The organism is Nocardioides perillae (assembly GCF_013409425.1).
GTDB classification, from domain to species: domain Bacteria; phylum Actinomycetota; class Actinomycetes; order Propionibacteriales; family Nocardioidaceae; genus Nocardioides; species Nocardioides perillae.
Window position 1 is genome coordinate 2,113,267 of record NZ_JACCAC010000001.1, and the last position, 13,830, is coordinate 2,127,096.

The 13,830-nt window shown below is 74.5% G+C and carries 13 protein-coding genes; 2 read left to right on the forward strand and 11 right to left on the reverse strand.

Annotated features, from left to right (window positions below; all coding sequences use genetic code 11):
- Positions 1-40 precede the first annotated feature (40 nt).
- The 7 genes from glnA to lipB form a co-directional block, all read right to left on the reverse strand.
- Complete coding sequence (gene glnA / locus BJ989_RS09795) at positions 41-1,459, reverse strand: type I glutamate--ammonia ligase (RefSeq protein WP_179518045.1); 1,419 nt, start codon at positions 1,457-1,459, stop codon at positions 41-43.
- A gap of 149 nt (positions 1,460-1,608) precedes the next feature.
- Positions 1,609-2,034 carry an RDD family protein gene (locus tag BJ989_RS09800; protein WP_179518046.1) on the reverse strand — a complete coding sequence of 142 codons (426 nt, stop codon included), beginning with the start codon at positions 2,032-2,034 and terminating at the stop codon, positions 1,609-1,611.
- Positions 2,031-2,738 carry a DUF4191 domain-containing protein gene (locus BJ989_RS09805; protein ID WP_179518047.1) on the reverse strand — a complete coding sequence of 236 codons (708 nt, stop codon included), beginning with the start codon at positions 2,736-2,738 and terminating at the stop codon, positions 2,031-2,033. Before BJ989_RS09805 ends, BJ989_RS09800 begins: the two co-directional genes overlap by 4 nt.
- A 54-nt stretch (positions 2,739-2,792) precedes the next feature.
- Entirely contained in the window at positions 2,793-3,806 is a 1,014-nt protein-coding gene (lipA, locus tag BJ989_RS09810; protein ID WP_343049234.1) for a lipoyl synthase, read from the reverse strand.
- Between the two features lie 63 nt (positions 3,807-3,869).
- A complete protein-coding gene (locus tag BJ989_RS09815) occupies positions 3,870-4,841 on the reverse strand; it encodes a hypothetical protein (protein WP_179518048.1) in 972 nt (323 codons plus the stop codon).
- Positions 4,838-5,827, reverse strand: a complete 990-nt coding sequence (locus BJ989_RS09820; protein ID WP_179518049.1) for an ATP-binding cassette domain-containing protein — start codon at positions 5,825-5,827, stop codon at positions 4,838-4,840. Before BJ989_RS09820 ends, BJ989_RS09815 begins: the two co-directional genes overlap by 4 nt.
- Before the next feature lie 98 nt (positions 5,828-5,925).
- Positions 5,926-6,651: a lipoyl(octanoyl) transferase LipB gene (lipB, locus tag BJ989_RS09825; protein ID WP_343049235.1), complete on the reverse strand. Its 726-nt coding sequence runs from the start codon at positions 6,649-6,651 to the stop codon at positions 5,926-5,928.
- Positions 6,652-6,724: 73 nt separating this feature from the next.
- Here lipB and BJ989_RS09830 point away from each other — a divergent pair, with 73 nt between their 5' ends.
- Positions 6,725-7,306 (forward strand): hypothetical protein, encoded by a 582-nt coding sequence (locus BJ989_RS09830; protein ID WP_179518050.1) that lies wholly within the window; start codon positions 6,725-6,727, stop codon positions 7,304-7,306.
- Positions 7,307-7,312: 6 nt separating this feature from the next.
- Here the strand turns inward: BJ989_RS09830 and BJ989_RS09835 are convergent, their stop codons facing one another.
- From BJ989_RS09835 to lpdA, 3 genes are read right to left on the reverse strand one after another with little or no spacing between them, the layout of a single operon-like run.
- A complete protein-coding gene (locus tag BJ989_RS09835; protein ID WP_179518051.1) occupies positions 7,313-8,200 on the reverse strand; it encodes a TIGR01777 family oxidoreductase in 888 nt (295 codons plus the stop codon).
- A gap of 10 nt (positions 8,201-8,210) precedes the next feature.
- Positions 8,211-10,238, reverse strand: a complete 2,028-nt coding sequence (gene sucB / locus BJ989_RS09840) for a 2-oxoglutarate dehydrogenase, E2 component, dihydrolipoamide succinyltransferase (protein WP_179518052.1) — start codon at positions 10,236-10,238, stop codon at positions 8,211-8,213.
- A gap of 44 nt (positions 10,239-10,282) precedes the next feature.
- The gene (gene lpdA / locus BJ989_RS09845; RefSeq protein ID WP_343049236.1) at positions 10,283-11,692 is read right to left on the reverse strand and encodes a dihydrolipoyl dehydrogenase; all 1,410 of its coding nucleotides are present in this window, start codon (positions 11,690-11,692) and stop codon (positions 10,283-10,285) included.
- A gap of 168 nt (positions 11,693-11,860) precedes the next feature.
- Here lpdA and BJ989_RS09850 point away from each other — a divergent pair, with 168 nt between their 5' ends.
- Positions 11,861-12,253, forward strand: a complete 393-nt coding sequence (locus tag BJ989_RS09850) for a hypothetical protein (protein ID WP_246283425.1) — start codon at positions 11,861-11,863, stop codon at positions 12,251-12,253.
- A 20-nt stretch (positions 12,254-12,273) separates the two neighbouring features.
- On the opposite strand, the gene BJ989_RS09855 is transcribed toward BJ989_RS09850, so the two are convergent.
- Positions 12,274-13,782 carry a leucyl aminopeptidase gene (locus BJ989_RS09855; RefSeq protein WP_343049237.1) on the reverse strand — a complete coding sequence of 503 codons (1,509 nt, stop codon included), beginning with the start codon at positions 13,780-13,782 and terminating at the stop codon, positions 12,274-12,276.
- Positions 13,783-13,830: the final 48 nt, after the last annotated feature.

Genomic DNA, 13,830 nt, shown 5'->3' on the forward strand with positions numbered 1-13,830 from the left:
AGGTGCCGAGGACCTTCCCCTGTCGGAGGAGCCGTGATGCTCAGATGTCGTAGTAGAGCTCGAACTCGTGCGGGTGCGGACGCAGCTGCACGGGCATGATCTCGTTGGTGCGCTTGTAGTCGATCCACGTCTCGATCAGGTCGGGGGTGAAGACGTTGCCGACGGTGAGGAAGTCGTGGTCGCGCTCGAGGTTGTCGAGCACGGCGCCCAGGGAGGTGGGGACCTGGGCGATGTCGGCCATCTCGTCCGGCGGCAGCTCGTAGATGTCCTTGTCGATCGGGGCGGCCGGCTCGATCTTGTTCTTGATGCCGTCGAGGCCGGCGAGCAGCAGCGCCGAGAAGGCCAGGTAGGGGTTGGCCGACGGGTCGGGGCAGCGGAACTCGATGCGCTTCGCCTTGGGGTTCGACCCGGTGATCGGGATGCGCACGCAGGCGGAGCGGTTGCGCTGGGAGTAGACCAGCGAGATCGGCGCCTCGAAGCCCGGCACCAGGCGGTGGTAGGAGTTCACCGTCGGGTTGGTGAAGGCCAGCAGCGACGGCGCGTGCTTGAGGATGCCGCCGATGTAGTAGCGCGCCATGTCCGAGAGCCCGCCGTAGCCGGTCTCGTCGTAGAACAGCGGCTCGCCGCCGTTCCAGATCGACTGGTGGCAGTGCATGCCGGAGCCGTTGTCACCGAAGATCGGCTTGGGCATGAAGGTCGCGGTCTTGCCGTTGCGCCAGGCGACGTTCTTGACGATGTACTTGAACTTCATGACGTCGTCGGCGGCCTTGAGCAGCTCGTCGAACTTGTAGTTGATCTCGGCCTGGCCCGCGGTGCCGACCTCGTGGTGGGCACGCTCGACCTGCAGGCCGGTCTTCTCCAGCTCGATGACCATCTCGTCGCGCAGCTCGCCGAAGTGGTCGTAGGGGGCCACGGGGAAGTAGCCGCCCTTGTACTTCACCTTGTAGCCGCGGTTGTCGCCCTCGGCGCCGCTGTTCCAGGCGCCGGCCTCGGAGTCGATGTGGTAGAAGCCCGAGTGCGCGTTGGTCTCGAAGCGCACGTTGTCGAAGACGTAGAACTCCGCCTCGGGGGCGAAGTAGGCCTTGTCGCCGATGCCGGTGCTGGCGAGGTAGGCCATCGCCTTGCGGGCGATGTTGCGCGGGTCGCGGGAGTAGGCCTCGCCCGTCAGCGGGTCGTGGATGAAGAAGTTGACGACGAGGGTCTTGGCGACGCGGAAGGGGTCGATGTAGGCCGTGGTCGGGTCCGGGAAGAGCTGCATGTCGGACTCGTGGATGGCCTGGAAGCCGCGGATCGAGGAGCCGTCGAAGCCGAGGCCGTCGTCGAAGACGGACTGGTCGAAGGACGAGACCGGCACCGTGAAGTGCTGCATCACGCCGGGCAGGTCGCAGAAGCGGACGTCGACCATCTCGACGCCCTCGTCCTTGAGGTACTTCAGCAGCTCGTCGCTGTTCGCGAACATTCGTCCTCCTTGGCCGAGCGGGGTGTCGGCGCGCGGGGTGGGGTGGTGGCGCCCGGCGCTGCGCTGCGCCGGACGGGTGCCTGCAACCTAGGCACCGGCAGTTTCCAGACCGTATCCCGTTTGTTTCGTCCGTGTAACAGCAGTCCGGTTCAGCGACCGGTGCCGGCGCGCAGCGCGGCGAGGGTCACCGCGCCGCTGCGGGTGGCCAGGTCGTGCAGGCCGCGACCGTCGGGGCGGAAGACGAGCGGCGGGATGACCAGGAGCACCAGCGCGTGGCGCAGCAGGCTGGGCAGCACCGGCAGCGACGTCAGCGTGCCGTCGGGGGCCTGGCGCACGACCCGCAGCCGGGTGGCGAGCTGGCCGAAGGAGCCGCCGGCGAGCGCGGTGAAGAGCGAGGCCTGGAGCCAGTAGACCGCCATGACGTAGAAGCCGCTCGCCCGGTCGTCGAGGTAGCCGTCGAGGCCCGTCACCGCGATGACGACCAGGACGGCGGCGAGCCAGTCGACCAGCAGTGCACCCGCGCGCCGGGGCCAGGTCGCGGTCTCGAGCTGCCACGGCACCTGCGCCGGGCTCACCGGCCGCGCATGTTCTGGCGCATGCCCTTCATGTTCTGCGGCACGGGGCCCTTGGGCAGCGGCACGGAGGAGCGGTTCGCGTCGAGCGCGCGCAGCCGGCCCAGCACCTCGGTGAGCTGCGGGCCCTTGACGCCCTTGCCGAGCTTCTGGACGTGGCGCACGAGCTTGGGGATCGGCACCTCGCCCTCGCCGCTGCCGGCGACGACCTCGTGCACCGGGGTCTCGGCGACCACGCGCTCGTGCTTGCGGCGCTCGGCGGTCATGAGGGTGCGCAGGCGGTGGTGGTTGCCCTCACCGACGAGCACGATGCCCGGGGGACCCACGACGCGGTGCACGACGTCCTGCTGCTTGGTGAACGCCACGACCGGGTCGACCTTCCACCCGCGCCGCAACGTCTGCAGCGCGGCCGCCGCGGCGCCGCGCTGCCCCTCGATCTGGGCGTACGCCGCGCGCTGGGCCCGGCGGCCGAAGACGACGAGGCCGCCGATGAGCGCGCCGAAGAAGGCGCCCACGACCTGGAAGACCAGGCCGACGACGCCGGAGCCGGGCAGCAGCCAGAAGAGGAACCAGCCGATGAGCCCGCCGAGCAGGGCCGCGCCGAGCACCCACAGCCCGATGCGGGGGTCGGTCCGCTTCGTCATCCGGTAGGTCTGGGCGATCTGCTGGCGGCGGTTCAGGTCGCTGCCGGGCGCGGGGGTCGACATCGGGTGCCTTCTTCTCGGACGGGGCTGCGGAGCGGTGCTGGTCGGGAGGGCAGGCTACGCGGTCGTGGCCGCGCCGCCGACCACGGCCTCGACGCGGTCGGCGACGCCGGAGCGGCCGCCGTCGAGGGTGACGTCCTCGCCGCGGGCGGCCATCGCCTGGGTGTAGAGCCGGCCGGCGCGGTAGGACGAGCGCACGAGCGGGCCCGAGAGCACCCCGGAGAAGCCGATCTGGTCGGCCTCGTCCTTCAGTTCGACGAACTCCTCGGGCTTCACCCACCGCTCGACGGGGTGGTGGCGCACCGAGGGCCGGAGGTACTGCGTGATGGTGATCAGCTCGCAGCCGGCCTCGTGGAGGTCGCGCAGCGCCTGGCTGACCTCCTCGCGGGTCTCGCCCATGCCGAGGATGAGGTTGGACTTCGTCACCAGGCCGAAGTCGCGGGCCTGCGTGATCACGTCGAGCGAGCGCTCGTAGCGGAAGGCGGGGCGGATGCGCTTGAAGATCCGCGGCACGGTCTCGACGTTGTGGGCGAGCACCTCGGGGCGCGACTCGAAGACCTCGCCCAGCAGGTCGGGCTTGCCGTTGAAGTCGGGGATGAGGTTCTCGACGCCGGTGCCGGGGTTGAGCTCGTGGATCGCGCGCACGGTCTCGGCGTAGAGCCAGGCGCCGCCGTCCTCGAGGTCGTCGCGGGCGACGCCGGTGATGGTGGCGTAGCGCAGCCCCATCTGCTGCACCGACTCGGCCACGCGACGCGGCTCGTCGCGGTCGAGGGCCTGCGGCTTGCCGGTGTCGATCTGGCAGAAGTCGCAGCGGCGGGTGCACTGGTCACCACCGATGAGGAAGGTCGCCTCGCGGTCCTCCCAGCACTCGAAGATGTTGGGGCAGCCGGCTTCCTGGCAGACCGTGTGGAGTCCCTCGGACTTCACCAGGCCCTGGAGGTGCTTGTACTCGGGGCCCATCTTGGCCCGGGTCTTGATCCACTCCGGCTTGCGCTCGATCGGGGTCTCCGCGTTGCGCACCTCGAGCCGGAGGAGGCGACGACCGTCAGGGGTCACGTTGGTGGCGCTCACTGTCCTCACTGTACGCCGCGGGGCGGGCGCTCCCAACGCGGTGCGGCGCCGCGACGGGCCGGCTCAGGCCACGTCGGCGCGGCGGAACGCGAGCAGCGACGGCAGCGCCACCAGGACCGCCAGGACGAGGAGGTAGCGCCCGCCCTCGCCAGCGGTGAGGACCTCGGGCCGACCCGCGTCGGTGAAGGTCTGGTAGCCGTCGGCGAGCACCGCGGCCACGCGCACGGCGGGGGTCGCGGTCAGCGCGTCGTCGCTGCCGGTGAGGGTCACGAGGACCACCGGGAGCACGGCCAGCGCGGCGAAGAGGACGCCCAGCGCGGCCACCGTGCTGCGCACGAGCAGCGTCAGGGTGCAGCTGACGACGGCAGCCGCGACGGCCACCAGCGCGGTGCGCCAGCACAGCTGCCACAGTGCGGCCTGGTCGGCGGCCGTCACCGGCAGGTCCCGGGTCGCGGCGACGAGCCGCAGCCCGCCCGCGAACACCCCGAGCAGCGTGGCGGTGGCCGCGAGCGCGCCCACCGCGGCGGCGACCACCTTGGCAGCCCACACGCGCGCCCGGCGCGGCTCGACGAGCAGCTGGTTGGTCATCGACCCGGTGCCCCAGTCGTGGCCGGCGAAGGTGGTGCCGACGAGCAGGACGAGGCCGCAGAGCACCGTCGCGAGGGCGACCCCGTGCTCCGCCGCCACCCGCTCGAGGTCGAGCGCCGGCCGGCCGCCGAACCACTCCGGCTGCGGCAGCACGGCCTCCTCGCAGGCCTCCTGCACGACCTCGGGGTCGCTGAGGTCGACCGCGGGCAGCCCCCACCCGGCCGGGTCGGCGACGCAGTCGCGCAGGACCTGCTGGGTGCCGGGGGCGCGGGTCTCGCGCTCGACGTCGGCGGCGATCCGCTGCTGCTCCTGCGCCGACAGCGGGCGGGTGTCCCACGCCGCGACGGCGCCGATGAGCACGGTCAGCAGCAGCGCGGCGAGGAGGAGCCCCTGCACCGCCCGGCGCCAGCGCAGGCGGGTGAGCTCGACGAGCACGAGACGGGTCACCGCTGCTCCTCCGTCGTGGTCCTGCCCGCTGAGCCCCCGGTCCCCGGCCGGGCCAGGGGTGCCGGGGAGCCCCCGGTGAGGCCGAGGAAGACGCTCTCGAGGTCGACCTGCTCGCGGCGCAGCCCGCGCAGCCACACCCCGCCCTCGCCGAGGGTGCGGGTCAGGGCGGCAGGGTCCGCCACGCCGTCGACCACCACGGTGCCGGGCGGGTCGGCCGCGCGCGCGGCGTACCCGGCGGGGAGCAGCAGGCGCAGGGCCGCCTCGGGGTCGTCGACGAGGACCTCGTGGCGGCCGCCCGCGGCCTCGCTCAGCAGCTCGGCGACCGGGCCGGTCGCGACGACGCGACCGCGGTCGAGGATGGTCACGCCGGTGCAGACCTGCTGCACCTCGGCGAGCACGTGGGAGCTGACCAGGACGGTGACGCCGCGCTCGCCCAGGTCGCGGACGGTGTCGCGCACCGAGCGGATGCCCGCGGGGTCGAGGCCGTTGGTCGGCTCGTCGAGGACGAGCAGGTCGGGGTCGCGCAGCAGCGTCGCGGCGATGGCGAGCCGCTGGCGCATGCCGAGCGAGTAGCCGCGGTAGCGGTCGCGGGCGCGCTCGGTGAGCCCCACGGTCTCGACGGCCGCGTCCACCCGGGAGTCGGCGACGCCCACCGCGCGCGCGAGGAGCAGGAGGTTCTGCCGGCCGGTGAGGCCGGGGGAGAACTTCGGCGACTCCACCACGGCGCCGACGCGGTGCACGACCTGCGGCAGCCGGTCGGGCACGCGCTGGCCGAGCAGCGCCATCGTGCCGCCGGTGGGCCGGGCGAGGCCGAGCAGCATGCGCAGGGTGGTCGTCTTGCCCGACCCGTTGGGGCCGAGGAAGCCGTGCACGCCACCGCGGGGGACGGCCAGGTCGAGGCCGTCGACGGCGATCCGCGGCCCGCGGGTGGTGCGGTAGACCTTGCGCAGCCCCTGCGCCTCGACGGCCAGCTCCCCGGTGTGCACGACGTCCCCCCTCACGCGGCGGGCGAAGGGCGCCGCCGCCCGATGGTGGCAGCCGGGTCAGGGACCGTGGGCGCGGCGCGCCGGGGTGGTCGGCCGGATCAGGCCCCGGGTCGCACGAGCTCGACGCGCGGGCCGCGGCCAGGCTCGGGGCGGGGGTCGTAGTCGGGGGTGCGGTCGTAGGCGTCCCAGGCCAGGAGGCGGTCGAGGTGCTTGCGCACCAGCGGCAGCACCTCGGCGACCGTCACGTCGCGGCCGAGCTCGGCCGACAGCGAGGTGACGCCGGCGTCGCTGATGCCGCAGGGCACGAACCGGTCGTACCACCCGAGGTCGACGTCGCAGTTCAGGCTGAAGCCGTGCATGGCGACGCCCTGGCTGACCCGGATGCCGATGGCGGCGACCTTGCGCTCCGGGCCGCGGTCGTCGGCGCGCAGCCAGACCCCGCTGCGGCCCGGCACCCGCGCGGTGGTGACCCCGAGGTCGCGGCACACCCCGATCAGCGCCTCCTCGAGGCGTCGCACGTAGTCGACGACGTAGACGTGCTCGGGCAGCCGCACCAGGGGGTAGCCGACGAGCTGGCCGGGGCCGTGGAAGGTGATCTTGCCGCCGCGGTCGACGTCGACCACCGCGGCGCCGCCGCTGTCGAGGGGCTTCTCCTCGGGGGTGGTGCGCTTGCCGCACGTGAAGACCGGCGGGTGCTCGAGCAGCAGCACCCGGTCGGGGCCGCCCGCGACGACCTCGGCGTGCAGCCGGCGCTGCAGCTCCCACGCGTCGAGGTAGTCGACCGCGTCGTCGCCGGTGCGGGGCGGGAGGTAGGTCAGGGCCACCGTCCGAGCGTACGCCGCGGGGCCTGTGGAGGAGCACCGGCACCGGGCCGTCGACTCGGGCAGGCTGGGCGGGGTGAGGAACCCCGTGCTCGTCCCGGCCGTCGTCGCCACCGCGCTGCTCGTGGCGCTCGCGGTCGCGGCCGTCGTCGTGACCAGCCGCCCGGTCGAGGGCGGCGCGGCGCCGCTGGCCGTGCGGGCGGCGGGGACGCCCGCCGCCCCGGCCGCCGCCCCCGCCCCGCGGGGCGCCGGGCGCGCGCGGCCCCTGTCGCCCGGTGACCTGCTGCGGGCGTGGGACGCCCGACGCGGCCGCGCGTGGGCAGCCGGCGACCTCCCCGCGCTGCGCGCGCTCTACACCGCGGGCTCGGCCACCGCAGCCGCCGACCTGCGGATGCTGCGGGCCTGGCGGGCGCGAGGGCTGCGGGTCACCGGGTTGCGACCCGAGGTGCTCGAGGTGTCGGTGCTCCACCGCGGCCCGGGCCGGCTCGTGCTGCGCGTGACCGACCGCTGGCCCCGCGCCGTGGCCGCGGGCCGCGGGACCCGGCGACTGCTGCCGGCCGCCCCGGTCGCGACCCGGCGCGTGGAGCTGCACCGGAGCACGGCGGGCGGCAGTGACGCCTCGCGCTGGCAGGTGGTGGAGGTGCGCCCCGCCGGGTGAGCCGGGTCAGGCGAGGCCCGCCGCAACCACGTCGCGCACGTCGCGGTCGCGGAAGGCGTAGCCGTCGCGCACCAGCACCTGCGGTCGCGCGTTGACCGACCCGAGCACCTCCGGCGCGAGCGCTCCTGCGGCGACCCGCAGCAGCGGTGAGGGCACCGGCAGCACCGCGGGCCGGCGTACGGCGCTGGCGAGGGCCGCGGTGAACTCGCGGTTGGTCGGGGTGTCGGGGCAGCACAGGTTGACCGGTCCTGCGACGTCGGAGTCGACGAGGTGGGTCACCGCGCCCACCCAGTCGCGCAGGGAGATCACCGGGAAGTACTGGTGGCCGCCGCCCAGGCGGCCGCCGAGGCCGAGGGAGAACAGCAGCCGCAGCTGCTTGAGCGGCGCGGCCCGGCGGTCGAGCACGGGTGCGGTGCGCAGCACGACGACGCGCGCGCCGGCCTGCGCGGCGGGCTCGGTCGCGGCCTGCCACTCGCGGGTGACGTCGGTGAGGAGCGCGTCGCCGTGGGAGCGGGCGTCCTCGGTGAGCACCTCGTCGCCGTGGTCGCCGTAGAAGGAGATGCCGTTGCCGGCCAGGAAGGCCGGGGGCGTGTCCGCCGCGGCCACCGTCTCGGCCAGGAGCCGGGTCGTGGTCACCCGGCTCTCGCGCAGCTCGCGGCGCCAGCGCGGCGAGTGCGGGTTGCCGGCCGTCGGCGAGCCCGCGAGGTTGACCACCACGTCGGCGGTGCGCACCAGGGTGCGGTCGAGCGTGCCGGCGTAGGGGTCCCACGTCGACTCGCCGCCGCCCTGGGCCGGGCGGCGCACGAGGCGGATGACCTCGTGGCCGCGCCGGCCCAGCTCGTCGACCAGGTGGCTGCCCAGGAAGCCGGACGCGCCGGCGACGACGACCTTCACGGGGGTGTCCTCAGACCTCGAACTGCCCGGACTCCAGGCGCTGCTTCACGTCCTGGAGGAAGCGGCCCGCGTCGGCACCGTCGACCAGGCGGTGGTCGTAGGTCAGCGCGAGGTAGACCATGTGGCGCACCGCGATCGTCTCGCCGAGGTTGGGGTCGTCGATCACGACGGGCCGCTTGACCACGGCACCGGGGCCGAGGATCGCGACCTGCGGCTTGTTGATGATCGGGGTGTCCCACAGCGCGCCGACGCTGCCGAGGTTGGTGATGGTGAAGGTGCCGCCCGACAGCTCGTCGGGGCCGATCTTGTTGGTGCGGGTGCGCTCGGCGACGTCGGCGATCTTCTTCGCCAGGCCGGCGATCGTGAGGTCACCCGCGTCCTTCACCACCGGGGTCAGCAGACCCTTCTCGGTGTCGACCGCGAAGGCGACGTTCTCGCGGTCGTAGTAGGTGATCTCGCCCGCGTCGGTGTCGATCGTCGCGTTGAGCTTGGGGTGCTGCTTGAGCGCGTCGACGGCCGCCTTGGCGAAGAACGGCAGGTAGGAGAGCTTGACGCCCTCGCGCTGCAGGAACTCCGCCTTCTTCGTGTCGCGCAGGCGCGCGACGTTGGTGACGTCGACCTCGACGACCTGCGTCAGCTGCGCGGAGGTCTGCAGCGAGTCGGTCATCCGCTCGGCGATGATCTTGCGGAGGCGGCTGATCTTCTCGGTGGTGCCCCGCAGCGGCGACGGCGTCGACGACTGCGCCGCGCCGCTCGCGCCCGACGAGGCGGGCGCGGAGGCGGCGGGAGCGCCCGAGGCGGCGGGGGCGGCCGGTGCGCTCGCGGCCTGCTTGGCGGCGGCCGCGGCGTCGAGGACGTCCTGCTTGCGGATGCGGCCGCCGACGCCGGAGCCGGTGAGCCCTGCCAGGTCGACCCCGTGCTGCTGCGCGAGCTTGCGCACCAGGGGGGTGACGTAGCCGGCCTCGTCGCCGCTGGCCTGGCGGGGCTGGCCCGACTGGCCGGAGGGGGCCTCGCCCTGGCGCGGCTGCTGCTCCTGCCCGGGCGCGACCTGCTGGGCCGGACCGTCCGCGTCGCCGGCCTGGTCGCGCTGCTCGGACTGGCGCGGGGTCTCCGCCGACGGGGCCTCGGAGGCCTGCGGGGCCGGCTCGTCGGCGGGCTCGGACGGCTGCTCCTGGGAGGCGGGCTGCTGGGCCTCGGTCGGCTGCTCGGGCTGCTGGGGCTCCTCGGCCTGCTGCGGGGCGGCGTCCTGCGAGCCACCCCCGGACGGCTGGCCGGAGCCGATGACCGCGAGCTCGGCGCCGACCTCGACGGTCTCGTCCTCCTCGGCCTTGATCTCCAGGAGGGTGCCGGCGACGGGGGAGGGGATCTCGGTGTCGACCTTGTCGGTGGAGACCTCGAGCAGCGGCTCGTCGACGGCGACCTCGTCGCCCACCTGCTTGAGCCAGCGGGTGACGGTGCCCTCGGTGACGGACTCGCCCAGCGCGGGCAGCGTCACCGCGGTGCCGGAACCGCCGGACCCGCCCGAGCCGCCGGTGCCGCTGCCGCCGGACTGCTGGTCGCCGCCGGCGGGGGAGTCGGGCTTGGCGGACTCCGGGGTCTCGTCGCCGGGCGGCAGGTCGCCGGTCTGCTCGGCGATCTGCTGCTCCTGCTCGGCCTTCTTCTCGGCCTCGCCCTCGTCGCGGGGCTGGGCCTCGGGGGTGGCGGTGTCGTGCTCGCCACCCTCGTCGCCGCCCTGGTCGCCGCCCTGGTCGCCGCCCTGGTCGCCGCCCTGGTCGCCGCCCTGGTCCGCGCCGGCCTCGTCGGACTCGCCGACCAGCGCGAGGACCGCGCCGACCTCGACGGTGTCGTCCTCGTCGGCCTTGATCTCGAGCAGGGTGCCGGCGACGGGGGAGGGGATCTCGGTGTCGACCTTGTCAGTGGAGACCTCGAGCAGCGGCTCGTCGACCGCGACGGTGTCGCCCACCTGCTTCAGCCAACGGGTGACGGTGCCCTCGGTGACGGACTCTCCGAGGGCGGGGAGGGTGACTTCGGTGGCCATGGTGTTCCTTCGCTTCGCGTGCGGGTGGGCTGGGTCGGACCGGGTCAGGCGTGGGCGTGCAGCGGCTTGCCGGCGAGGGCCATGTGGGCCTCGCCGAGCGCCTCGTTCTGGGTGGGGTGGGCGTGCAGCAGCGGGGCGACGTCCTCGGCGTGGGCCTCCCAGCCGTAGATCAGCTGTGCCTCGCCGACGAGCTCGCCGACGCGGTCGCCGACCATGTGGACGCCGACGACGGGGCCGTCGACCTGGCGCACCAGCTTGACGAAGCCCTGGGTCTGCAGGATCTGGCTCTTGCCGTTGCCGCCGAGGTCGTAGGTGACGCTCTCGACGGCGTCCTCCCCGTGCAGGGCCTTCGCGGCCGCCTCGTCGAGGCCGACCGAGGCGACCTCGGGGTGGGAGTAGGTGACGCGGGGGATCGCGGTCTCGTCGACCGGCTGCGGCGCGAGACCGGCGATCTCCTCGGCGACGAAGATGCCCTGCGCGAAGCCGCGGTGCGCCAGCTGCAGCCCCGGCACGATGTCGCCCACCGCCCAGACGCCCTCGACGCCGGTGCGGCAGCGGTCGTCGGCCAGGACGAAGCCGCGCTCGGTGGCGACGCCGACCTCCTCGAGGCCGAGGCCCTCGGTGACCGGACCGCGGCCGACGGCGACGAGCAGCAGGTCGGCCTCGAGCACGTCGCCGCCCTCGACGGTCACGGCGACGCCGGTCTCGGTCGGCTTGACCGACTGGAACGGGGTGCCGGTGCGGAAGGTGATGCCGCGCTTGCGGAAGGCGCGCTGCAGCGCGGCGGAGCAGGCCTCGTCCTCGGCCGCGACCAGGCGGGGCAGGGCCTCGACGATCGTGACCTCGGTGCCGAAGGATCGCCAGACGCTCGCGAACTCGCACCCGATGACGCCACCGCCGAGCACGATCGCCGAGGACGGCACCCGGTCGAGGCGCAGGGCGTGCTCCGAGGTGAGCACCCGCTCGCCGTCGACCTCGAGGCCCGGCAGCGAGCGGGAGCGCGAGCCGGTGGCGAGCACGACGTGGCGCCCGCGCAGCACGGCCTCGCCGCCGGCGGTGAGCGCGACGGTGACCTCGCGCGCGGCGCTCAGGCGGCCGGAGCCCTCGACGACGGTGATGCCGCGGCTCTTCACCAACCCGGTGAGCCCCTTGAAGAGGCGGGCCACGACGCCGTCCTTGTAGGCGTTGACGCCGGCCATGTCGACCCCGTCGAGGGTGGCCTGCACGCCGAAGCGCGAGGCGTCGCGCGCGGCGTCGGCGACCTCGGCGGCGTGCAGCAGCGCCTTGGTCGGGATGCAGCCCACGTGGAGGCAGGTGCCGCCGACGCGGTCCTTCTCGACGAGCGCGACGCGCAGCCCGAGCTGGGCGGCCCGCAGCGCGCAGGCGTAGCCGCCTGAGCCGGCCCCCAGCACCACCACGTCGAAGTCCTGGTCGAGCTGTCCTCCGTCGGCCACGCGCGTCCTCTCGTCTCGCCGCCTGGTGGGCGGGTCCGGTGACCGGGCCATCCTCGCACCCCGGTGGGGGTCCGTCGCACCCGGTCGGGCGCCATCCTGCCAGTCCTCCAGGTGACCCGCCGGTAGCCGTGTCGGGCCTCCGGTCGCGGCGCCAGGCACACTGGTGCCATGGGTCTCTTCGATCGACTGCGGCCGGGCCGGGGCTCGGGGCGCACCCGCATGCGCCGACCGGGCCGCGACGCCGCGCGCACCGGGTCGACGACCGTGCGGGCCTCCGACCGTGCCGACGAGCAGCACCTGCTCGACTTCGTCCGCGGACGACGCGGCGTCGAGGGCTTCGTCGAGCCGCGCACGGCAGTCAGCGACGTGACGCTGCTGCTCGTGGCCCACGACGGCGAGTGGACCCGGCGTCGGGTGCCGTCGGTGGCGTGGGCGCACCGCTTCTGCAACGACCAGCAGGTGCCGTCCTACGACGCGGCGGTCGTCGGCGTGCCGCAGCGCATGCGCGAGTGGAACGCCCGCCAGCGCCACGCCCGGCGCGAGGCCGGCCCGCAGGCCTGACCCCTGGCGTACGCCGGGCCTCAGCCCTCCGCGCGGCGCCGGGCGAGCTCGACCAGGGTCGCCACCGCGACGCCGGTGCCGCCGGGGGTCGTGTGGCCGCTCGGGCCCCCGCTGTGGAAGGAGGGGCCGGCGATGTCGAGGTGGGCCCACGGCAGGCCCGCGGTGAACTCCCGAAGGAAGGCCGCGGCGAAGAGCCCGCCGCCCCAGCGCACCCAGTCGTGCTGGGCGAGGTCGGCGACCTTGCTCGAGCGCACCCGCTCCTGCATCTCCTCGGGGATCGGCATCGGCCACATCGCCTCGCCGACCGCCTCGGAGGCGGCGAGCACCTCGTCGACGACCTCGTCGACGCCCATCACGCCGGTGACCTTGTCGCCGAGCGCGAGCACCATGTGGCCCGTCAGGGTGGCGACGTCGTAGACCACGTCGGGCGCGACCTCGGTCGCGCGCACCAGCGCGTCGGCCAGCACCAGGCGGCCCTCCGCGTCGGTGTTGCTCACCTCGACGGTCGTGCCGCCGTAGATCGAGAGGACGTCGCCGGGGCGCACGGCACGACCGGACACCATGTTCTCGGCGAGCGGGGCGAAGGCGGAGACCTTCACCGGCAGGCCGAGCTCGGCGATCGCGAGGGTGGCGGCCACGACGGCGGCCGCGCCGGCCATGTCGCTCTTCATGTCCTTCATCGAGGAGCCCGGCTTGAGCGTCAGACCACCGGAGTCGAAGGTGATGCCCTTGCCGACGAAGGCGACGTGGGCGGTCGCGCCCTTCGGCGCGTAGACGAGCTCGACCAGCCGCGGGGGCGCGTCGGAGGCGCCGCCGACGCCCAGCAGGCCCCCGCAGCCGAGCTCCGCCAGGTCGGTCTCGTCGAGGACGCGCAGGCTGACCTTCGGTGCGCCGCGCCCCTTGGTCAGTGCGCCGTGCGCCTGGGCGACCGCCTCCGCCATGCGGGGCGGGGTGAGGTCGCCCGGAGGCGTGTTGACCCAGTCGCGGGTGGTCGCGACCGCACGCGCCACGACCTGGGCCTCCGCGAGCGCCGCGGTCGTCGCCTTCGACCGCGCCGCGGGGGAGAGCACGACGACCTCGCTGGGCGTGGCAGCGGTCTGCTCGCCCGACCGGTAGGTGGTGAAGGTGTAGCCGCCGAGGGTGAAGCCCTCCACGGCCGCGCGCACCAGCGTCGCGGAGTCGGCGGGCAGGGCGAGGGCGACCGAGGCGGCGTTGGTGACGGCGCGCGCAGCGGCCCCGGCCCCGCGGCGGACGGCGACCTGGTCGACGGCCGCCGCCTTGCCCAGCCCGACCAGCACGAGCAGCGGCGAGGACAGCGTGCCGGCGGTCGGCACCTTGGTGACCTCGCCCGAGGCGCCCTTGACGCCCAGCGACGTCAGCAGCGGGCGCCACTTGCGCCCCCACGCCTTGGCGACGTCCTCGCCGCCGGGCGCCACCACGGGCCCGTCGGGGCCCTGCACCACCCCCACGACCACGGCGTCGGCCTTCGACTTGGCGGGGCTGGCGGAGCGCACGGCGTAGGTCGTCACCGGGTCACCATAGCCACGGCCGCAGGGCTCCTCGGCTGCGGTAGGTTC